Here is a 19,866-nt window from a genome sequence, read left to right on the forward strand (position 1 = left end):
CGGTACCTGGCACCAGTGCCCCTGCGACCAGGCACGACCAGCATGGTGAGCGACCTGTTGATCACCTGCCCGGAGGGCCGCACGGTGTCTCACACCAGCTCCCGCTACTCCCGTCCACCCGTGACCGTACGCATCGCGCGCTGGAGCGCGACCCACCCCGGCCGCGCCATCGGCGGCTGGTTCGCGTTCGTCGTCCTGTGCCTGGCCGCGATGAGCGTCGCCGGCATCCAGCAGGCCAGCCAGCTCGACCTCGGCATCGGCGAGTCCGGCCGGGCCGACCGCATGCTCGACGAGGGCGGCCTCGAGTCGCCGATCACCGAGAACGTCCTCATCACCCCGGCCGGTGCCGACGCCGAGGCCGCGGCGGCCGACGTCGCCGAGCGGATGGCCGCGCTGCCCGAGGTCGAGGCGGTCGGCGACGCCGTCACCTCGCCCGACAACGCCTCCGTCACCGTGCCGATCACCATGACCGGCGACGAGGAACAGGCCGAGGAGGACGTCCAGGCGCTGCTCGACGTCACCGCCGGCGTCCAGGAGCAGTATCCGGACCTGCTGGTCGAGCAGGCCGGTGAGGCGTCGGTGATGAAGGGCTTCTTCGCCCTGCTCGAGGAGGACCTCGGGACCATCGCGATCCTCAGCCTGCCGATCACGTTGATCGTGCTGCTGGTCGCGTTCGGCGCGATCCTGGCCGCCGGCGTACCGGTGCTGCTCGCGCTGTCGTCGGTCGCCTCCGCGATCGGGCTCTACGCGGTGGCGTCGTACGCGGTGCCCGACGGCGGCACCGTCACCCACCTGGTGCTGCTCATCGGCATGGCGGTCGGCGTCGACTATTCGCTGTTCTACCTGCGCCGCGAGCGCGAGGAACGGGCGAAGGGACGCGGCACGCTGGAGGCCGTGGAGATCGCGGCCGCGACGTCCGGTCACTCGGTCGTCGTCTCCGGGCTGGCCGTCGCGGTGTCGATGGCCGGGCTCTACCTGGCCGCGGACGTCAACTTCGCCTCGATGGCCACCGGCGCGATCCTCGTCGTCGCGATCGCCGTCATCGGGTCGCTGACGGTGCTGCCGGCGCTGCTGGCGAAGCTCGGCCACCGGATCGACCGCCCGCGTGTCCCCGTGCTGTGGCGGCTGACGAACCAGCAGCGGCCGCCGCGGTTCTGGCCGGCCGTCCTGCGCCCGGCGCTGCGCCGGCCCGCCGTCACGCTGGTCGTCTCGGTGCTGGCGCTGCTCGCGCTGGCCGCGCCCGCCCTGAACCTTAAGCTGACCGACCCCGGCGAGGAGTCGTTCCCGCGCAGCCTGCCGGTGATGCAGAGCTACGACCGGCTGGTCGAGGCGTTCCCGAGCACCGGCGCCTCGCACACTGTCGTGGTCGAGGGGAGTGCGGCCGACGCCGACGCCGTCCGGTCGTCGCTGGAGGAGCTGGCCGGCCGCACCGACGCAGACGAGAACTTCGCGCACGACCAGGAGCCGGTGATCGCGCAGTCCGAGGACGGCCGGTTCAGCTCGCTGACGGTCGGCGTGCCGTTCGGCCCGGACACCGACGAGGCGAAGCACTCGCTCGACGTGCTGCGCGGCGAGCTGATCCCGGCGACGGTGGGCGGGCTGTCCGGCGCGTCGGCGGCGGTGACCGGCGACGTCGCGGGCGGCGTCGACTACAACGACAACCTGTCCTCGAAGCTGCCGTGGATCATCGCGTTCGTGCTGGTCCTGGCGTTCGTGATGATGACGGTGACGTTCCGCTCGGTCGTCGTCGGCCTCACCACCGTGTTCGTCAACCTGCTGTCGACGGTGGCCGCGTTCGGCGTGCTGGCGCTGGTGTTCCAATACTCGTGGGCCGAAGGGTTGCTGGACTTCACCTCGAACGGCTCGGTGGTGGTCTGGATCCCGCTGTTCCTGTTCGTGATCCTGTTCGGCCTGTCGATGGACTACCACGTGTTCGTCGTCAGCCGGATCCGCGAGGCCGCCGACCGCGGGCTGCCGATCCGGGCCGCCGTCCGTGAGGGCATCACCAGCTCGGCCGGCACCGTCACCAGCGCGGCGCTCGTCATGGTCGCGGTGTTCGGGCTGTTCGCGGCCATGCGGGTGATCGAGATGAAGCAGATGGGCGTCGGGCTGGCCGTCGCGGTGCTGATCGACGCGGTGGTGATCCGCGCGGTCGTCCTGCCGTCGCTGATGGCGCTGCTCGGCAACGCGAACTGGTGGGCGCCGCGGTGGATGCGCCGCACGCCGCCGGTCAGTGCGGCCGGGCCGGCGGAGTCGTCCGAGCTGACCCGCGTCGGCTGATGCTCTGGCTCGCTGCGGTCCCGGGTGGCACCGGCGGGGGTGTTCCGGTGAGGATGGCCGGCATGGCTGACGACCATTCCTCCCTGCGGGCCCGGTACGACGCCGTCGTGGTGGGCGGTGGGCACAACGGGCTCACCGCCGCCGCCTACCTCGCCCGGGCCGGCCGCAGCGTGCTGGTGCTGGAACGCCTCGACCACGTCGGGGGAGCGGCCGTCTCGGAGCGGCCGTTCCCCGGCGTCGACGCCCGGCTGTCGCGGTACTCGTACCTCGTGTCGCTGCTGCCGCGGCAGATCGTCGACGAGCTGGCGCTGCCGATCACGCTGCGGCGGCGCCGGTACTCGTCGTACACGCCGGTCGGCGAGGGCGGCCTGCTGGTCGACACCGGCTCGCGCGAGGCGACGCGTGCGTCGTTCGCGGCGCTGGGCGCGGCGGCCGACCACGACGCGTGGGAACGGTTCTACGCGCTGACCGGCGAGGTCGCCCGACGGGTGGCGCCGACGCTGACGTCGCCGCTGCTCTCGCGCGACGAGTTCCGCTCGCTGGTGGGGGCGGAGGCGTGGCCGGCGCTGTTCGAGCAGCCGATCGGTTCGCTGGTGCGCGAGACGTTCGCCGACGACACCGTCCGCGGTGTCGTCGCCACCGACGCGCTGATCGGCACGTTCGCCGCCGCCGACGAGCCGTCGCTGCGGCAGAACCGGTGCTTCCTGTACCACGTCATCGGCAACGGGACCGGCGACTGGGACGTCCCGGTCGGCGGCATGGGCGCGGTCAGTGGCGCACTGCGCGACGCTGCGGTGGCGGCCGGCGCCGTCATCGTCACCGGGTCGACGGTGACCGCGGTCGACCCGGCGACCGGCGAGGTGTCGTTCGTGTCCCGCGACGGCGTCACGCGCGGCGTCGGGGCCGGGCACGTGCTGGCCGGCTGCGCGCTGTCCACGCTGGCCGGCCTGCTCGGCGCGGCGCCGGGGGAGCGGCCCGAGGGCGCCCAGCTGAAGCTCAACCTGCTGCTGAAGCGGCTGCCGCGGCTGCGCTCCGACGTCGACTCCGCGGCCGCGTTCAGCGGGACGTTCCACGTCAACGAGTCGCTCACCCAGCTGGAGGCCGCGTACGCGCAGGCGGCGGGCGGGTCGGTACCGGACCTCCCGCCGTGCGAGATCTACTGCCACTCGCTCACCGACCCGTCGATCCTCGGGCCGTCGCTGCGCGAGTCGGGCGCGCACACGATCACGCTGTTCGGGCTGCACCTGCCGGCCCGGCTGTTCCGGGCGGACAACGACGCGACGCGGGAGGCCGCGGTGAAGGCGACGCTGGCCTCGCTGAACTCGGTGCTGGCCGAGCCGATCGAGGACTGCCTCGCCGTCGACGCCGACGGCCGGCCGTGCCTCGACGCGCGCACGCCTGTCGACCTCGAGGCGACCGTCGGCCTGCCCGGCGGGCACATCTTCCACCGGGACCTGTCCTGGCCGTTCGCCGAGACGCCCGACGACGTGGGCCGGTGGGGCGTCGAGACGGAGCATCCGCGGGTGCTGTTGTGCGGCGCCGGTGCCCGGCGTGGCGGCGGCGTCAGCGGCATCCCCGGCCGAGCGGCCGCGATGGCCGTCCTCGAGGCGACCCGATGAGGACCGGGCAATACCGGCGGGACATCGGGGGCCGGAGGTCCTCGTGGCTCGTCGGTCCAGACCCGCACCTGACAGGAGGGCGCGCGACGCCGTTGCCCGGTCCGAATCTCGAGGTGTCATCGTGACCCGCGCCGGTCCTGCGCTGCCGGTGGGCGCGGCGCCCGTACTGGACGCCGCCTTCGTGACCGGTGACTTCGATGCCGCCGACGCGGCGCTGGCCGCGGACCTGGCGACGGCGCGGGCGGCGGGCGACCGGGCGGGCGAGGCGGCGGCGCTGCACTGGCAGGCGATGGCGCTGCACTACCGCGCGATCGACGGCGGCGCCGCGGGCCTGGCCGAGCTGCCGCCGTCGGCCATCGAGGCCGAGGCGGCGCTGTTCGCGCAGGCTCTGGAGCTGCGCCGGGCGATCGGCGACCGCGCCGGTGTCGCCGAGTCGCTGTTCGGCACCGGGCTGGTACACCAGGTGCTGCGCGGCGACTGGGACGCCGCGATGCCGTACTTCCGCGAGGCGCTGGCCGAGGCCGACGCCCATGGCGACCTCTACACGCGGTCCGAGGCGTACCGGCACGTCGGCTTCTTCCACCTGGTCGTGACCGAGGACGCCGCGGCCGCCGTCGAGCACCTGCGGCGGTCGCTGGACCTGCGGGCGGAGCTGGGCGACCCGCGGCTGCTGGCGAGCGCGTCGCTGTCGCTCGGCCAGGCGCTGCTCGTCGCCGGCCGTCGGGAGGAGGGGCTGGCCGCCCTGCGCGACGCCGTCGACCGCGCGGCGGCGGCCGGGCTGCGGGCCTCGTGGGCCGACGGCGCGGCCGACTGGCTGCGCCGCGCCGAGGCCGGGGAGACCCCGTCGTTCACTCGTAGATAGGCCTGATGTATGGCCGCTGACAATCTCTAGTACGTATGGCGGCGGCCAAAGGATTGACCTGATTCCGGATCAATCCCTCCGCACCGCGGTGGCGTATTCGCTGATAACAACACCACTGCGGAAGGGAAGGGATATGTCCAGGCCCTTGATTGTGTCTGCGCTCGCGCTCACGCTCGTTCTTGCAGCGTGTGGCGGTGACGACGACGCGAGTACGACGTCCGGGGACGGCGGCGGACCGTCCGTCGAGATCCTCGAACCGGCCGACGGCGCCGAGCTCGGCGTGCCGTTCACGTTCGTCGTGGAATCCAGTGAGGAACTCGGCACCACGGAGAGCGGGAATCACCACGTCCACCTCTATTTCGACGGCGACGACAGCTCCTATGAGGTGATCGAATCCGGTAACGGCGAGGAACACGAGATCACCGCCGACTCCGCCGCGCTCGACGGGCTGGAGCCCGGCGAGCACACGATGAACGTCTCGCTGCGCAACGCCGACCACTCCGCGGCCGGCGCCGAGGCGGAGATCACGGTGACCGTGGGGGAGGGCGGCTCGTCCGGCTCCTCCGACGACGGTGATGACGGCGAGGAGGACGACGAGGAGGCGCCGCCGGACTATGACTACTGAGCCGCGCCGCACCGTCGAGCGCAACAACGCCCGGACCCGCTGGCTGCACGCCGCCGTCTACACGACCGTGCTGGTGCTGCTGCTGACCGGCTGGTGGCTGACGCTCGGCCAGGAGGGCCGCCCGAGCCCGCTGTCGTCGCTGACCGGATGGTCCGACGCGGAACTGCACACGGCGATCGGCTGGGTGTTCGCCGGGATCGCACTGCTCGGCATGGTCGTGGGGTGGCGGGCGGCGCGGACGCTGCTGACCGACTCGGTGCGGTTCCGGCGCAGCGACCTGCACTGGCTGGTCCGCTGGCCGCGGGCGGTCGTGACCGGGCGGTTCGCCCGGCACGAGGGGCACTTCGACCCGGGCCAGCGGGTGGCCAACCTGGTGCTCGTCGTGCTGCTGCTCTCCCTGGTGGTGACCGGGATCGGGCTGTGGACGGTGTCCGGAGGGCCGGTGTTCGTCTGGTTCAACCGCCTGCACCGGTGGGCGACCTACCTGGTCACGCCGGTGATCGCCGGCCACATCCTGATCGCGTCCGGCGTCCTGCCCGGCTACCGCGGCGTGTGGCGCGCGATGCACCTGGGCGGGCGGCTGCGCCGTCGCGACGCTGCCCGGGTCTGGCCGGCCTGGCTGGAGCGGAAGGACGACGACGCGCGGCGCCCACCTGAGCGCTGACGGCGTCAGGGCGCCGTGAGCGGCTCGGCCGCGTAGGCGTCATGCAGCAGGGCGACGAAGTCCGGCGCGGCTGGCACCTGGACGTCGCCGATGCGGTGCACCGCGACGCCGGGCGTCCACGAGTTCATCACCACGGCGCCGGCGAGCGCCGGGAGGTCGCTGGGCCGGACCTCGGCGTCGCGCTGCGGCACCCCGCGGGCGGCCAACTGCCGCCGCAGGATGCCCATGGTGATGCCGCCGAGCACGTCGGCGACCGGCCAGACCACCGCCGTCCCGTCCCAGAAGGCGAGGTTCCAGATCGACGCCTCAGTGAGCCGGCCGTGCCGGTCCACGAACGCGGCGTCATCGAAGCCGGTGGCGGTCGCGCGGCGCAGCGCGTGGGTCTTGGCGACCTCGCCGGTGTGCTTCACGGCTGCCAGGTAACGTTCGTACTCGACGACGGCGAGCGCCAGCGGACCGGCCGGTGCGGTCGCCGGCGGGCTCGTGCGCACGAGCAGGTCGAGGTCGCCGCCGTCGGCCGGCCTGAACTCCGCGCCCGACGCGTACACCGTCGCCGTCAGCGACACGTCCGCCGGACCGGCCGCAAGCGCCGTCCGCAGGTGGGTGCGGACCTCGTCGTCGGGCAGGGCGCGGCCGAACAGCTCCAGGGAGGCGACGCGGAGCCGGTCGAGGTGCAGGTCGAGGCCGCGGATGCGCCGGTCGCGGGCCTGTGCGGCGGTGAAGTGGGCATAGCCGGCGAAGGCCAGCGGCGCGAGGTCGTCGGCCGTCGCGGTGCGGCCGTTGCGGTGCACGATCATGTACTGACCGTAAGGGTTGACACCGGTGTGAAGGTCAAGCCCGCGGCCGGTCGCGTCGTCTAGGCTGCCGGATCATGCGCTGGTGGAACCGCGAGTCGTCCCGGCAGTTGCTGCCGATGCCCGCCGTGCTGTTGTGCCTGCTGGTGCCGGGCGATGCGATCGTGCAGCTCCTCGCCGCCTGGGACATCTACGCCATCGGCTACCTGACGCTGACCTGGCTGGCCGTGCGCCGCCGCGAGCTGTCGGCCCTGCGCGAGGTGGTCCGCGACGCGCACCCCGAGCGGCAGCCGTTCCTGCGCCTGCTGACGTCGTCGCCGGACGAGCTCGCCCAGGGCGCCGCCGCCTTCGCCATGATCGCGACGGTCATCGCAATGCCGCAGGCGCGGACGCTCGGCACGTCACCGGGCCTGGTGCTCACCATCTGCATCGTGGCGGTCGCCAGCTCGTGGGTCACCCTGCACACCGGCTTCGTCATCGCGTACCTGAGCACATACCTGGAGCGGGGCGGGCTCGAGTTCCCGGGCGACGACGAGCTCGGGCTGACCGACTTCGCCTACTTCGCGTTGGCGGTCGGCACCACGTTCGGCACCACCGACGTCACCGTCACGAGCCGCGTGATGCGGCGCCGGGTGCTCATCCACGGAGTGCTGGCGTTCTTCTTCAACACCCTCATCCTCGCCGTGGCCGTCACGATCGTGACGACCTATATCGCGAGCTCCTGACCGGCGCGGACGGCGTCAGCCCGCCGCATCGCCTCGCGGTAGATCGGGCCCTCGCGGATCGGCAGCGCGTTGATCACCCCGCGCAGCCCCAGGATGGTGAGCGAGGCCGCGACGTCGGTCGTCGGGAGGCCGGGCAGCCGGTACAGGCGTCGCGCCCAGCGGGGGAGCAGCGCCATCGCCGTCGTCGCCAGGCCCAGCCAGGCCGGCCGGCCGATGGCGAGGACCTTCGTCGGCATTGGCGGGACGGTGAGGAAGCGGGCGACGTCGCGGGCCTCGCGGGTGAGCCTGAGCTCGGGCCGGATGGTGCGGTAGAACTCCTCGACGGCGGCCGCACCGGCAGGGACGGTGTCCGGGTCGAGGCCGACCAGGGCGGCGGCGCGGGTCTGCTCGGTGTAGTAGCGGTCGATATCGTCGTCGGTGAGGCCGATGCGGGCCCGTCGCGCGGTCGACACGAACGACTCGACCTCGGTGACGTGGATCCAGCGCAGCAGCTGCGGGTCGTCGACGCGGAACTCCTCGCCGGTGACGGTGTCGTGCGCGCGCAGGCGGTCGTGGATGCGGCGGACTCGGCGGCCGGCCCGCTCGGCCTGCTCCGTGGTGCCGTAGACGACGGTGCCGACGTACTCGGCGGTGCGCATGAGCCGCGGCCAGCAGTCGCGCCGGATGTCGGAGTTCTGCACGACCCCGGCGACGGCGCGCGGGTGCAGCGCCTGCAGGTAGAGGGCGCGGATGCCGGCCAGCCAGAGCACCGGCTCGCGGTGCACGCGCCAGCTCACGCTGTCCGGGCCGAACAGGCCGAGGTCGTCAGCCATGGCGGAACTCCGCCCGCCACCACCGCTGCTCCAGCCGCTCGACGGCGACCGGGTTCAGCCCGTCCTGCGCGAAGGCCTGGATCTCCGCCCGGGTGAGCGGCCACGGCGGTCCGTCCTCGGGCGCGGTGTCTGCCACGACCGCGATGACCAGCAGCGTCCCGCCGGGCGCGACGAACCCGGCCACCGAGGCCGTCGCCGGCGGGTGGAACGGCGGCGGCATCGACTGCACCGTCATGACCTCGACGACCAGGTCGAACGCGTGCCGCCACTGCGGCGGCGGGTCCAGCAGGTCGGCCGTGCGGTAGTCGACGGCCGAGCCGGGGAAGCGTGCCTCGACCGCGGCGACGGCGCTGGGGGAGATGTCGAACGCGGTGGTGGCCATGCCACGGGCGGCGAGGAACTCGGCGTCGAACCCGGGACCGAACCCGGCCACCAGGGCCTTGCCGCCGAGCTCACGGCCGTCGGCCCAGTCGACCAACAGCGGATGCGGTGCGCCCCGGTCCCACGGCACCACGGCGGCGCCCTCGGCCGCGGCGGCGTAGAGGCGCTCGAACCAGCCGGTCGGGTCGTCGGCCGCGAGCGACACGGCCGCCAGCCGCCGCGCCGCCTCGTCGGGGTCCTCGGTGCTCATCGCCTCAGCCTAGGTCGCGGTCCGGCTGCGCGGATCCCTCGCTGGGGTGAGCCGGGGCGGCTACGGGTGCCGGCCGGTCGCGACGGCGTGGCAGACGAGGTCGAGCAGCCGGGCCTGCTGGTCCGGCGACGCGGACGTCAGGGCGACACCGCGGACGAGCGCCAGCAGGTCGGCCGCCGTCACGTCGGTCCGGACCTCGCCGGCTCGCTGCGCCGCCGTGAGCAGCCCGGCCACCGCCGCGCGCACCGACGCGTACCAGTCGCCGTCGGCGTCGGCGGCGAGCGCCAGTTCGCGGGTGTGCGCCAACTGCGTCGCCAGCGCCCGCAACCACGCGTGCAGCGCGTCGGCCGGCGCCTCCTGCTCGCGCAGCAGCTCCGCGTAGTCCCACAGCGCCGTCAGCTCGTCGACGTAGACGGCGGCCAGCAGCGCGCGGCGGGTGGGGAAGTGGCGGTACAGCGTGGCGTTGCCCACCCCGGCGCGCCGGGCGATGTCGTCGAGCGGTGCGTCCGGGCCGGCCTCGGCGAACACCTTCGCCGCCGCCGTCACCAGCGCCTCCCGGTTGCGCCGTCCGTCCGCCCGCATGTCCGCCCGCCCGTCGATGTGGGGAGTTCCCCGGATCTTCCGGAGAACTCCCCACATATGCTCTCAGACGCGGCTGAGCCTAGCGCGTGTCATCGATGACATGCTGCGGTTGTCATTGATGACATCAGCCGTCGTTCTGCGGGTTCTCTGCACCCGGGCCGATGGGGCCGAAACCGCGCAGGCCGGCGGCGGACGGGGACCTCCCCGGAACCAGCGGGGCGATCTGCGGCACCGCGTGCGGCCGGGCCCCCGGCCGGTACTCCAGCGGCGGCGCGTCGCCGGGCACCTGCTGGCCGTTCGTCTGCTGCTCCAGCGCGTAGCCCATCCCGAGGATTGCCGCGTCGTCCCACGCCCGGCCGACCAGCTGCATCGAGATCGAGTAGCCGTGCGGGCTGGTGCCCACCGGCACGACCACCGTCGGCAGGCCGACGTTCGAGGTCAGGACTCCGGTGCCGCGGTCGGCGGTGAGCTGGTTGCCGGACGCGTCGTTGTTGTACATGTCGCTGATGAAGCCTGGGTAGACGACGGCGTCGACGTCGGCCGCGTCCATCCAGCCGGCGATCGTCTCCTTGTACTGCGCCCGGTACGCCAGCCAGGCGTCGACCTGCTCCGGCGTCATCCGCGGGGTGTCGCGCAGCGCCCGCTGGTTGTAGGGGAGCACCAGCGGGGAGGACAGCAGCGCGTCGCCGTCCGGGTACGGGAAGTCGTCGTGCAGCTCGATGTAGCGGGCCCAGCCCTCCTCGCTGCGGCTCCCGGCCGGGGACTGCCCGCCGGAGGGCGGCGCACCCAGCTCGACCATCGTCGCGCCGGCCGCTTCCAGGTCGGCGAAGTGCGCCAGGACGGCCGCGCCGGTGCCGTCGTCGGCGTAGGAGGAGACGAACGACGACGGCAGGTAGCCGATCCGCAGGCCCGCCAGGGCACCGGCGTCCAGGTGCGCCGTCCAGTCGGCCGGCCGGTGGGCGTCCGCCTCGGCCGTCAGCGGGTCCAGCGGGTCCGTCCCGGTGGTCGCGTTGAGCAGGTGGGCGAGGTCGGTGACGGTGCGGGCGATCGGGCCGCCGTAGTCCTGCGCCCAGCTCAGCGGCATGATGCCGCGCAGGCTGGCCATGCCGTCGGTGCCGCGGAACGTCGTCATGCTGTTCCCGGTCGACGGCGCGTAGAGCGACACGCCGGTCTGGCTGCCCAGGGCGCCGGCCGCCATGCTCGCCGAGACGGCGACCGCGGACCCGCCGCTGGAGCCAAACGACGTCTTCGACGGGTAGAGCGCGTTCCAGACCTGGCCCCAGCCGCTCTCGCTGTAGCCGCCGGAGTTGGCGAACTCGCTCAGGTTGGCCTTGCCGATGATGACGGCGCCGGCGTCGCGCAGCCGTTCGACCTGGTAGGCGTCGGTCTCCGGCTGCCAGCCCTCGAGTGCCAGGGTGCCGCCGGTGGTCGGCATGTCCTTGGTGTCGTAGAGGTCCTTGATCGCGATCGGGACGCCCAGCAGCTCGCCGGTCTCGCCGCGGGCCCGGGCCCGGTCGGCGGCGCGGGCCTGCGCCATGGCGTCGTCGGCGACGTCGATGAAGGCGTGGGAGCCGAGCGGACCGCCGTCGTAGACCGCGATCCGGTCCAGGTAGGCGCGGGTGATCTCGGCCGACGTCGTCACCCCGGCGTCGAGGTCGCGCAGCAGCTGGTCGATGGAGGCGTTGACGACGTCGTACGACGAGGTCGTGTAGGCCGCGGCCTGCGGGCCGGGCGACGGTGTCGCGAGCACCGGGGTCGACGGGCAGCGCGCGACGCCGAGCAGCGACCGGTCCCAGTTCCGTAGCGTGCAGCGCTCCAGGGTGGTCAGCCCGGCGAGGTCCGGCTTCGCGGCCAGCCCGGTGAGCTGCTCGGCGGCGGCGTCCCGTGCTCCGGCGCCGGTCGCGCCGACCGTCACGAACCGGGCCAGCGACAGCGTCTCGCGCGGCCGCACGGTGAACGTGCTGACGTAGCCCTGGAAGTTCGCCTCGTGCCCGGCGGTCGCCATCGGCGTCTCGAACGGGTCGCGTTGCTGGTTGCCGGTGCGGTCCAACGGCACGGCGGCGCCCGGCGTGCCGAGCACGACGCCGACCGGCCGCTGCGCCGGGTTCGGGGTGGCGGCCAGCGTCCACGCGTCCTGCCCGTCGACGACGGCGTCGCCGCTGGACGTCGCGCGGATGGCGCCCTGGTTCTGTGCGGCGCCGTAGCCCAGTGAGCCGCCGAACGACACCTCGACGGTCACCGGCGCGCGGCCGGTGTTGGTGAACGTGTCGAAGAACCGCGCCCAGGCGTCCGGGCCGTCCACCGTCACGTCGCGGGCGATGCGGACGTCGCCCAGCTGCACCGACCGGGTCGACTCGAACGTGTCGACGCCATCGAACGTGAGACCGAAGCCGCGCATCATCTCCCCGTTGAGCCGCGGTTCGGCGGCGCCGGCCGGCCCGGTCACGCGGACGAAGATGTTGCCGAACCCCTCGACCGGCGCGTTGCTCACCGCGCGGATGCTGCCGGTGTCCAGCCCCGGCGGCGCGGCGTCATGCACCTGCCACGTCGCGCCGTTGCCGGCCGGAACACTGGTGACGGCGCCCGTGGGCGCCGCCGGCAGCAGAACGGCCGCGGCCAGCGCGACGGCGGCGAGCCCGCCCGCCGTCACCCGGACCCTCGACATGCTGTGCGGCATGTGGTCCCTCTCTGATGGATAGAAGATCACCTGTGTCGGCGGTGAAACCCCACCAGTCGGGCATTGCGGACCGGTTTCCGGCCGGTCGCGGCGGTGTTAGGAGGACCCGGACGCCACGGTGAAGTCGACCTTCAACGCGTACCGCTCGGCGATGTAGCGGCTGACGGTGTGTTCCAGGGGCGCGCCGTGCTGGTCGACGATGGTCCGCGTCTCGACCAGCATCGGCGTACCCGGGTCGACGCCCAGAACGGCGGCGTCGGAACCGGCGGTGCCCGCGGACAGCACGGACGAGCCGAGTGTCGGCCGCAGCCCCAGCCGGCGGAGCGCCTGATGCAGCGAGCCGGACTCCAGGTCGGCGTCGAGCAGCCGTTCCAGTGACGCCGGGAACGCCGCCCGCTCGATCGCGATGGGCACGTCGTCGGCCAGCCGCACGCGCGTGATGCCGACGACGACCGCGCCTGCGGCCGCCACCTCGTCGCCGGTCGCCGGGCGGAGGCCGGCCTCGAGCAGCCGCGATCGCGGCGTGCGCCCGGCGGCGACCATCTGGTCGTGGAAGCTGAGCAGCGTGCCGACCGGCCGGACCGCAGCGGCCGCCCGCACGAACGTCCCGCGGCCGGGGACCCGTTCCAGCCGCCCGTCGCGCTGCAGCCCGGCCAGCGCCTGGCGCACCGTCATCCGGGCGACGCCGAACTCGCGGGCGAGCTCCTGCTCGGACGGGAACGGGTCGCCGTCGGCGGCGGCTTCCGCACGGGCGCGCAGGCGCTTCTCGATGCGTTCGTACAGCGGTTGCGGAGCGGGCACATCATCAGTCTAGGCTGTCTAGACCGTTATTACCGAAGGAGCGCCCGTGTCCGTCACCGAGATCGAGGCCCCGCCCTACGCCGGCCCGCTGCCGTCCGTCGGCACGGTCGCGAAGCTGATCGACCACTCGCTGCTCCGGCCCGAGCTGACCAGGGACGACGTCCTTGCCGGGCTGGCGACGGCGGGGGAGTACGACACCGCGTCGGTGTGCGTGCGGCCGGCCGACGTCGCGCTGGCGGCCGCTGAGCTGCGGGGGAGCGGGGTCGTCGTCGGCACCGTCGTCGGCTTCCCGCACGGCAGTACGACCACTGCCGCGAAGGCGTCCGAGACGGCCGAGCTGGTGGCACACGGCGCGGGGGAGATCGACATGGTGATCGACATCGGGCGGCTGCGCGAGGGCGACGTCGCGTACGTCGAGGACCAGATCGCCGCCGTGGTCGCGGCCGCCGGCGGCCGGCCGGTGAAGGTCATCCTCGAGAACGTCTTTCTCACCGATGAACTGAAGATCACCGGTTGCCAGGCGGCGGAGCGGGCCGGCGCGGCGTACGTCAAGACCAGCACGGGGTTCGCCGCCGGCGGCGCCACCGCCGCGGACATCGCCCTCATGCGGCGCAGCGTGTCGCCGTCCGTCGGCGTGAAGGCGGCCGGCGGCGTGCGCACGCTCGACGCGCTGCTGGCGCTGCGCGACCTCGGCGCCACCCGGTTCGGCGCGACGACGACCGCGGCCATGCTCGACGACCTCCGGCGGCGGCTGACCGGCACCGCTGACGCGGGGTGACCGGTCAGGAATCGAGAAGCGCCGCCGAGCCGGGCGCGCCTAGCGTGACCGGCATGGACCTCTCGATTCAGGCGAGCTTCCTGCCGCACGACGACCCGGAGACGGCGGTCGTCTTCTACCGCGACATCCTCGGCTTCGAGGTCCGCAACGACGTCGGCTACGAGGGCATGCGATGGATCACCGTCGGCCCCGTCGGCCAGCCTGGCACGTCGATCGTTCTCGAGCCACCGGCGGCCGACCCGGGCGTGACCGAACACGAGCGCCGTACCATCTCCGAGATGATGGCGAAGGGCAGCTATGCGGGAATCCTCCTGTCGACCCCCGACCTCGACGGCGTCTTCGGCCGCCTGGAGGCCAGTGGGGCGGAGATCGTCCAGGAACCCATGCAGCAGCAGTGGGGCGGCCGCGACTGCGCGGTCCGCGACCCCGCCGGGAACCTCATCCGCATCAGCGAACTGCGCTGAGCACGCCGGCCCACGTACACAGATGGAGACACCATGACCGACGCGTCCACGCCGCACGCCGCCGACAGCCACGACCTCATCCGGGTGCAGGGCGCGCGCGAGAACAACCTGCGCGACGTCAGCATCGAGATCCCGAAGCGCCGGCTGACGGTGTTCACCGGCGTGTCCGGCTCGGGCAAGAGCTCGCTGGTGTTCGAGACGATCGCGGCCGAGTCGCAGCGGATGATCAACGAGACGTACAGCGCCTTCCTGCAGGGCTTCATGCCGACGCTGTCCCGGCCCGACGTCGACCTGCTGGAGGGCCTGACGACGGCGATCATCGTCGACCAGGAGCGGCTGGGCGCGAACCCGCGCTCGACCGTCGGCACCGTCACCGACGCCAACGCCATGCTGCGCATCCTGTTCAGCCGGCTGGGGGAGCCGCAGATCGGGCCGCCGCCGGCGTTCTCGTTCAACGTCCCCGCCCGCAAGGCCAGCGGCGTCATGACATCGGCCACCGGGGAGAAGACCATCGTGCGCGACGCGATCTACCACGGTGGCATGTGCGCGCGGTGCGAGGGCCGCGGCAGCGTCTCCGACATCGACCTCACCCAGCTCTACGACGACACCAAGTCGCTCAGCGAGGGGCCGTTCACGATCCCCGGCTACAACGCCGACGGCTGGAACGTCCGCATCTTCGCCGCCTCGGGGTTCTTCGACCCGGACAAGCCGATCAACCAGTACAGCGCGAAGGAGCTCGACGACCTTCTGCACAAGAAGGCGACGAAGATCAAGTTCGAGAACATGAACCTCACCTACGAGGGGCTAATCCCGCGGATCCAGAAGTCGTTCCTGTCCAAGGACGTCGACTCGCTGCAGCCGCACCTGCGCGCGTTCGTCGAGCGCGTCGCGACGTTCACCGCCTGTCCCGAGTGCGGCGGCACCCGGCTCAACGCGCCGGCGCTGTCCGCGCGGGTCAAGGGCATCAACATCGCCGAGGCGTGCGCGATGCAGATCACCGACCTCGCCGAGTGGATCCGCGGCCTCGACGAGCCGTCGGTGGCGCCGCTGCTGACGGCGCTGGGCGCCAACCTCGACTCGTTCGTCGAGCTTGGGCTCGGCTACCTCAGCCTCGTGCGGCCGTCCGGCACGCTGTCCGGCGGCGAGGCGCAGCGGATCAAGATGCTGCGCCACCTCGGGTCGTCGCTGACCGACGTCACGTACGTGTTCGACGAGCCCACCATCGGGCTGCACCCGCACGACATCCAGCGGATGAACGACCTGCTGCTGCGGCTGCGCGACAAGGGCAACACGGTGCTCGTCGTCGAGCACAAGCCCGAGACGATCGTCGTCGCCGACCACGTCGTCGACCTCGGCCCCGGCGCGGGCTCCGGCGGTGGGGAAGTGGTCTTCGAGGGCACGGTCGACGACCTGCGCGGCACCGACACTGTCACCGGCCGGCACCTGGACGACCGCGCCGTGGTGAAGCCGTCCGTGCGTACGCCGTCGGGCACCATGGAGGTCCGCGGCGCGTCGGCGCACAACCTGCAGGACGTCGACGTCGACATCCCGCTCGGCGTGCTGGTGGTCGTCACCGGCGTCGCGGGCTCGGGCAAGAGCTCGCTGATCCACGGCTCGGTGTCCAAGCGCGAGGGCGTCGTCGCCATCGACCAGAGCGCGATCAGGGGTTCCCGGCGCAGCAACCCGGCCACGTACTCCGGTCTGCTCGAGCCGATCCGCAAGGCGTTCGCCAAGGCCAACGGCGTCAAGCCGGCGCTGTTCAGCGCGAACTCCGAGGGCGCCTGCCCGGAGTGCAACGGCGCCGGCGTCATCTACACCGAGCTCGGTTTCATGGAGACGGTCTCGACGCCGTGCGAGGAGTGCGGCGGAAAGCGGTTCCAGGCTGCGGTGCTGGAGTACACGCTGGGCGGCCTGAACATCGCCGAGGTGCTGGACCTGCCGGTGGCCGAGGCGCACGCCTTCTTCGCCGACGGCGAGGGCAAGGTGCCCGCGGCGGCCGCGATCCTGTCCCGCCTCGAGGACGTCGGCCTCGGTTATGTCAACCTGGGCCAGCCGCTGACCACCCTGTCCGGGGGAGAACGGCAGCGGCTCAAGCTGGCCAACCAGATGGGCGAGAAGGGCGACGTCTACGTCCTCGACGAGCCCACCAGCGGCCTGCACCTCGCCGACGTCGAGCAGCTGCTCGGGCTGCTGGACCGGCTGGTCGACTCGGGCAAGTCGGTGATCGTCATCGAGCACCACCAGGCGGTCATGGCGCACGGCGACTGGATCATCGACCTCGGCCCGGGCGCCGGCCACGACGGCGGTCAGATCGTCTTCGAGGGCACGCCGGCCGATCTCGTCGCGGCGCGGTCCACGCTGACCGGTGAGCACCTGGCCGACTACGTGGGCGCCTGACGCCGGATCGGTCAGGGATCGGTCAGGAATCGAGAAGCGGGCCCGTCTCCGGTCGCCGTAGCGTGATGGTGTAGCCACGAACCACGAAGGAGAACATCATGTCGCTGCAGGTCAGCGTGGTCATGCTGGGGGTCCAGGACTTCGACCGCGCCAAGAAGTTCTATGTGGAAGGCATGGGCGCGACGCTCGACCAGGACCACCCGGGCTTCGCCCGGCTGGCGCTCGGTGACGGGTCGGCGCTGGCGCTGTACCACTGGGCGGCCGTCGCCAAGGACGCCGGTGTGCCCGCCGACGGGTCCGGCTTCCGCGGCTTCTCGCTGCACTACATCGCCGACACCCGCGAAGAGGTCGACACCGTCTTCCAGGCCGCCGAGGCCGCCGGCGCGACCATCCTCAAGCCGGCGACGCCCGCCGAATGGGGCGGCTACTCCGGCACGTTCAGCGATCCGGACGGCTACCTGTGGAAGGTCGCGACCAACGCCTGAGCCGACGCGCTTGCTGATGCGGCATCGCCTCCTTACCATGAGGTAAGGAGGCGATGCTGCGTGACGTCTGCGACCATGACGACCAAGGGGCAGATCACGATTCCGAAGCAGATCCGGAAGGAGCTGGGACTGGTGCCAGGTGCGCGCGTGACGTTCACCCGCAACGAGGACGGCGACTACGTCCTCAGTCGGCGGGCTCGTAGCGTCACGGAGCTCAAGGGGCGGCTGCGGTACACCGGTGAGCCGAAGACGTTGGACGAGATGGACGCCGGCATCGCACGGGGCGCCACCGAGTCGCCATGATGATCGGCGTCGACACCAACGTCCTGGTGCGCTACCTGACGCAGGACGACCCGGCTCAGGCGCCGATCGCCACCAAGGCGCTCGAGAGCCTGACCGTCCGGCGGCCCGGCTATCTGGGTGTCGTGACCCTGGTCGAGACCTCTTGGGTGCTGAGACACACCTACGGTTTCGACGCTCAGGACGTCACGAGCGCCCTGAGCGACCTCGTGAACGCCGACGAGTTCGTCGTCGAGAATCCGGCGGTGGTCGACCGGGCGCTGAAGGCAGCGTCCGGAGGCGCCGACTTCGCAGATGCCGTCATCGCCGAGACCGCACGCCAGGCGGGCTGTGAGCACACCGTGACGTTCGACCGACGGGCGGCGAAGGCCGTGGATATGCGGCTCCTAACGTAACGCCGATAATGCACATTATGTCAAGTAGTTGAGAGGCGAAGGCCGGAAGGGGTTGCGCCGGGCACTCCCCTCCGCGGATCGATCGGCCGACTAGCATCCAGGTCCTGTGCAGATCGTCACCTTCATGCGCGACTCCAGTCGGTAGGTCCGGCCGCCCTCGGTGTACGTGATCTCCACACCGTCGATCCTTGACGTACCAAGTCGGCCGGGCCGCAAACCGACGACCAGGTCATGGCCGCCGCCGGCCGGGATGACCGCCCCCACCGCATCGACCCGCTGCCGCCAGGTGGGCGCATGGTTGGCCCAGTGTTCGTCGTCCGTCTCTGGCGGATACGGACCACCGATGAAGAATCGCCCCGGCACCACATGCGCCGCCTCCAGCGTGAGCCCGTCGGAGTTCAGCAGCCCCACGTGAGTGATCGTGACGGCCCGAGCTCCGTCGTTCGGCAGCATGTAACTGATGGTCACCGGGCCGCCGTCCCGAGATCGCTGGCCGACCTCGCCGGCAAGCCCGGCCAGCGGACCGTCCTCGACGACGCCGGCGGCGCAGAACGCCGCCACCGCCACGACGGCCGTCAGAACGATCGTTCGAGCCCACCTGATCGGCACCGCTGCCTCCCCCGGATGTCACGTCAGCCTAGCGGCGCGCTGCATTGCGGGGAACTACTCGAACGGGATCGCCTCGATGCGGCCCATGTTCTGCTCGCCCCAGTCCCCCAGCGGCGCCAGCGCGTCGTTGAGTGACCGGCCGAACTCGGTGAGCGAGTACTCGACCTTCGGCGGGACCTGCTGGAACACCTCGCGGTGCAGCAGCCCGGCCGTCTGCATCTCGCGCAGCTGCAGGATCAGCATGCGCTCGCTGATGGTGCCGACCGTCCGGCGCAGTTCGCCGAAGCGCAGCGGGCCGTCCTGGAGGGCGAACAGGATGAGGCCCTTCCACTTGCCGCCCATGACGGCGACTGCGGCGTCGAGTCCGCAGGTGAACGTCCGCCCGGCCATCTGACCTCCTTGCATACAAGGCTGTGGGTACCGAACAGAATTGTAGGTACTTGTGGATCCGTGGGTGCAACCCGCAGCATCGTGGGCATGACACACCACGAACCCGCCGCGGTCACCGTCCTCGGTCTCGGCTCGATGGGCGCCGCGCTGGCCGGCGCGTTCCTCGCCGCCGGGCACCCGACGACGGTGTGGAACCGCACGCCGGAGAAGGCCGCGCCGCTGGTCGCCGCCGGCGCCCAGCACGCACGCACCGTCGACGCCGCCGTGGCGGCGAGCCCGCTCGTCGTCGCGTGCCTGACGGGGTACGACGACACCCGCCGGATCCTCGAGCCCGCGACGGCGACGCTGGCCGGCCACACGCTGGTCACGCTCAACAGCGGCACGCCCGCCGACGCCAGCGAGCTCGCCGAATGGGCGGCAAGCAACGGCGTCCGCTTCCTCGACGGCGCGGTCAAGGACGTGCCGGAGGCGGTCGGCGGGCCCGGCACGCTGCTCTACTACGCCGGCGACGCGGAGGTCTTCGCCGAGCACGCGCCGACGCTGCGGGCACTCGGCGGCGACACCGTCCTGCTGGGCGGCGAGCCTGACCTCGCCAAGTTCTACGAGTCCGCGGTCGGCGCCACGCTGCTGCCCGCGCTGGTCGGCTTCTTCGCCGGCGCCGCCGCGGCCCGCACCCGCGGGATCGCCGCCGCCGACCTGGTCCCCTACGCCGTCCGCTGGCTGCAGATGATCGGTGAGATCGTGCCCGTCTTCGCCGCCGAGATCGACGCCCGCGACTACAGCGCCGGTGCGTCGTCGGTGAACCTGTTCGTGGCCGGGGCCGACGTGGACCTCGAGTTCGCCCGCGAGGCGAAGGTCGACGACGCGTGGCTGCGACCGCTGCACGACCTGGTGCGCAAGGCCGCGGCCGCCGGTCACGGAGAGGACAGCATCGCCGCGCTCACCGAGGTGCTCCGGACCGCGTAGGCGCGTAGGC

At 72.4% G+C, this 19,866-nt stretch carries 21 protein-coding genes; 13 read left to right on the forward strand and 8 right to left on the reverse strand.

Annotation, left to right across the window (positions count from 1 at the left end; all coding sequences use genetic code 11):
• Positions 1-120 precede the first annotated feature (120 nt).
• The 5 genes from BLV05_RS21305 (at position 121) to BLV05_RS21325 (ending at position 6,050) form a co-directional block, all read left to right on the forward strand.
• A complete protein-coding gene (locus tag BLV05_RS21305; protein WP_197683241.1) occupies positions 121-2,280 on the forward strand; it encodes an MMPL family transporter in 2,160 nt (719 codons plus the stop codon).
• Between the two features lie 62 nt (positions 2,281-2,342).
• Positions 2,343-3,899, forward strand: a complete 1,557-nt coding sequence (locus BLV05_RS21310) for a phytoene desaturase family protein (RefSeq protein WP_046772318.1) — start codon at positions 2,343-2,345, stop codon at positions 3,897-3,899.
• A 121-nt stretch (positions 3,900-4,020) separates the two neighbouring features.
• Complete coding sequence (locus tag BLV05_RS21315; RefSeq protein WP_046772291.1) at positions 4,021-4,761, forward strand: tetratricopeptide repeat protein; 741 nt, start codon at positions 4,021-4,023, stop codon at positions 4,759-4,761.
• An 88-nt stretch (positions 4,762-4,849) separates the two neighbouring features.
• Positions 4,850-5,386 carry a hypothetical protein gene (locus BLV05_RS21320; RefSeq protein ID WP_152691074.1) on the forward strand — a complete coding sequence of 179 codons (537 nt, stop codon included), beginning with the start codon at positions 4,850-4,852 and terminating at the stop codon, positions 5,384-5,386.
• Positions 5,376-6,050, forward strand: a complete 675-nt coding sequence (locus tag BLV05_RS21325; RefSeq protein WP_046772293.1) for a cytochrome b/b6 domain-containing protein — start codon at positions 5,376-5,378, stop codon at positions 6,048-6,050. Before BLV05_RS21320 ends, BLV05_RS21325 begins: the two co-directional genes overlap by 11 nt.
• 5 nt (positions 6,051-6,055) lie before the next feature.
• Here the strand turns inward: BLV05_RS21325 and BLV05_RS21330 are convergent, their stop codons facing one another.
• Positions 6,056-6,847, reverse strand: a complete 792-nt coding sequence (locus BLV05_RS21330) for an aminotransferase class IV family protein (RefSeq protein WP_046772294.1) — start codon at positions 6,845-6,847, stop codon at positions 6,056-6,058.
• A 74-nt stretch (positions 6,848-6,921) separates the two neighbouring features.
• Here BLV05_RS21330 and BLV05_RS21335 point away from each other — a divergent pair, with 74 nt between their 5' ends.
• Positions 6,922-7,569, forward strand: a complete 648-nt coding sequence (locus BLV05_RS21335; RefSeq protein ID WP_046772295.1) for a DUF1345 domain-containing protein — start codon at positions 6,922-6,924, stop codon at positions 7,567-7,569.
• Here BLV05_RS21335 and BLV05_RS21340 read toward each other — a convergent pair.
• The 5 genes from BLV05_RS21340 to BLV05_RS21360 form a co-directional block, all read right to left on the reverse strand.
• Positions 7,551-8,381: an oxygenase MpaB family protein gene (locus BLV05_RS21340; protein WP_046772296.1), complete on the reverse strand. Its 831-nt coding sequence runs from the start codon at positions 8,379-8,381 to the stop codon at positions 7,551-7,553. The two genes, BLV05_RS21335 and BLV05_RS21340, sit on opposite strands and share 19 nt — an antisense overlap.
• Positions 8,374-9,012 (reverse strand): class I SAM-dependent methyltransferase, encoded by a 639-nt coding sequence (locus tag BLV05_RS21345; RefSeq protein WP_046772297.1) that lies wholly within the window; start codon positions 9,010-9,012, stop codon positions 8,374-8,376. Before BLV05_RS21345 ends, BLV05_RS21340 begins: the two co-directional genes overlap by 8 nt.
• Before the next feature lie 60 nt (positions 9,013-9,072).
• Positions 9,073-9,594, reverse strand: coding sequence for a TetR/AcrR family transcriptional regulator (locus tag BLV05_RS21350; RefSeq protein ID WP_046772298.1), 522 nt, complete (start codon positions 9,592-9,594; stop codon positions 9,073-9,075).
• A gap of 124 nt (positions 9,595-9,718) precedes the next feature.
• The gene (locus BLV05_RS21355; RefSeq protein WP_197683242.1) at positions 9,719-12,259 is read right to left on the reverse strand and encodes an amidase; all 2,541 of its coding nucleotides are present in this window, start codon (positions 12,257-12,259) and stop codon (positions 9,719-9,721) included.
• A 108-nt stretch (positions 12,260-12,367) separates the two neighbouring features.
• Entirely contained in the window at positions 12,368-13,072 is a 705-nt protein-coding gene (locus BLV05_RS21360; RefSeq protein WP_052763094.1) for a GntR family transcriptional regulator, read from the reverse strand.
• A gap of 46 nt (positions 13,073-13,118) precedes the next feature.
• Between BLV05_RS21360 and deoC the strand changes: the two genes are divergently transcribed.
• From deoC to BLV05_RS21390, 6 genes are all read left to right on the forward strand, one after another.
• On the forward strand, positions 13,119-13,850 hold the full coding sequence (deoC, locus tag BLV05_RS21365; protein WP_082155772.1) for a deoxyribose-phosphate aldolase: 732 nt from the start codon (positions 13,119-13,121) through the stop codon (positions 13,848-13,850).
• Positions 13,851-13,903: 53 nt separating this feature from the next.
• Entirely contained in the window at positions 13,904-14,314 is a 411-nt protein-coding gene (locus tag BLV05_RS21370; RefSeq protein WP_046772321.1) for a VOC family protein, read from the forward strand.
• 33 nt (positions 14,315-14,347) lie between these two features.
• Positions 14,348-16,711, forward strand: a complete 2,364-nt coding sequence (locus BLV05_RS21375; protein WP_046772300.1) for an ATP-binding cassette domain-containing protein — start codon at positions 14,348-14,350, stop codon at positions 16,709-16,711.
• Between the two features lie 98 nt (positions 16,712-16,809).
• Complete coding sequence (locus tag BLV05_RS21380; protein WP_046772301.1) at positions 16,810-17,196, forward strand: VOC family protein; 387 nt, start codon at positions 16,810-16,812, stop codon at positions 17,194-17,196.
• Positions 17,197-17,256: 60 nt separating this feature from the next.
• Complete coding sequence (locus tag BLV05_RS21385) at positions 17,257-17,499, forward strand: AbrB/MazE/SpoVT family DNA-binding domain-containing protein (RefSeq protein ID WP_046772302.1); 243 nt, start codon at positions 17,257-17,259, stop codon at positions 17,497-17,499.
• Positions 17,496-17,891, forward strand: coding sequence for a PIN domain-containing protein (locus tag BLV05_RS21390; RefSeq protein ID WP_197683243.1), 396 nt, complete (start codon positions 17,496-17,498; stop codon positions 17,889-17,891). Before BLV05_RS21385 ends, BLV05_RS21390 begins: the two co-directional genes overlap by 4 nt.
• Positions 17,892-17,981: 90 nt before the next feature.
• Here the strand turns inward: BLV05_RS21390 and BLV05_RS21395 are convergent, their stop codons facing one another.
• Together BLV05_RS21395 and BLV05_RS21400 are read right to left on the reverse strand one after the other, a co-directional pair.
• Entirely contained in the window at positions 17,982-18,458 is a 477-nt protein-coding gene (locus tag BLV05_RS21395) for a hypothetical protein (protein ID WP_046772303.1), read from the reverse strand.
• Between the two features lie 96 nt (positions 18,459-18,554).
• Positions 18,555-18,890, reverse strand: coding sequence for a winged helix-turn-helix transcriptional regulator (locus BLV05_RS21400; protein ID WP_046772304.1), 336 nt, complete (start codon positions 18,888-18,890; stop codon positions 18,555-18,557).
• An 87-nt stretch (positions 18,891-18,977) separates the two neighbouring features.
• On the opposite strand from BLV05_RS21400, the gene BLV05_RS21405 reads away from it, so the two are divergent.
• On the forward strand, positions 18,978-19,856 hold the full coding sequence (locus BLV05_RS21405; protein WP_046772305.1) for an NAD(P)-dependent oxidoreductase: 879 nt from the start codon (positions 18,978-18,980) through the stop codon (positions 19,854-19,856).
• The last annotated feature ends 10 nt before the right edge of the window (positions 19,857-19,866 follow it).

Source organism: Jiangella alkaliphila, assembly GCF_900105925.1.
Taxonomy (GTDB): domain Bacteria; phylum Actinomycetota; class Actinomycetes; order Jiangellales; family Jiangellaceae; genus Jiangella; species Jiangella alkaliphila.

Excerpts from the sequence above, each read along its gene's own strand:
- BLV05_RS21310 (WP_046772318.1), top strand. The coding sequence starts at position 2,343 with ATGGCTGACGACCATTCCTCCCTGCGGGCCCGGTACGACGCCGTCGTG.
- BLV05_RS21325 (WP_046772293.1), top strand. The coding sequence starts at position 5,376 with ATGACTACTGAGCCGCGCCGCACCGTCGAGCGCAACAACGCCCGGACC.
- BLV05_RS21330 (WP_046772294.1), bottom strand. The coding sequence starts at position 6,847 with ATGATCGTGCACCGCAACGGCCGCACCGCGACGGCCGACGACCTCGCG.
- BLV05_RS21335 (WP_046772295.1), top strand. The coding sequence starts at position 6,922 with ATGCGCTGGTGGAACCGCGAGTCGTCCCGGCAGTTGCTGCCGATGCCC.
- BLV05_RS21340 (WP_046772296.1), bottom strand. The coding sequence starts at position 8,381 with ATGGCTGACGACCTCGGCCTGTTCGGCCCGGACAGCGTGAGCTGGCGC.
- BLV05_RS21345 (WP_046772297.1), bottom strand. The coding sequence starts at position 9,012 with ATGAGCACCGAGGACCCCGACGAGGCGGCGCGGCGGCTGGCGGCCGTG.
- BLV05_RS21350 (WP_046772298.1), bottom strand. The coding sequence starts at position 9,594 with ATGCGGGCGGACGGACGGCGCAACCGGGAGGCGCTGGTGACGGCGGCG.
- BLV05_RS21355 (WP_197683242.1), bottom strand. The coding sequence starts at position 12,259 with ATGTCGAGGGTCCGGGTGACGGCGGGCGGGCTCGCCGCCGTCGCGCTG.
- BLV05_RS21370 (WP_046772321.1), top strand. The coding sequence starts at position 13,904 with ATGGACCTCTCGATTCAGGCGAGCTTCCTGCCGCACGACGACCCGGAG.
- BLV05_RS21375 (WP_046772300.1), top strand. The coding sequence starts at position 14,348 with ATGACCGACGCGTCCACGCCGCACGCCGCCGACAGCCACGACCTCATC.
- BLV05_RS21380 (WP_046772301.1), top strand. The coding sequence starts at position 16,810 with ATGTCGCTGCAGGTCAGCGTGGTCATGCTGGGGGTCCAGGACTTCGAC.
- BLV05_RS21390 (WP_197683243.1), top strand. The coding sequence starts at position 17,496 with ATGATGATCGGCGTCGACACCAACGTCCTGGTGCGCTACCTGACGCAG.
- BLV05_RS21400 (WP_046772304.1), bottom strand. The coding sequence starts at position 18,890 with ATGGCCGGGCGGACGTTCACCTGCGGACTCGACGCCGCAGTCGCCGTC.
- BLV05_RS21405 (WP_046772305.1), top strand. The coding sequence starts at position 18,978 with ATGACACACCACGAACCCGCCGCGGTCACCGTCCTCGGTCTCGGCTCG.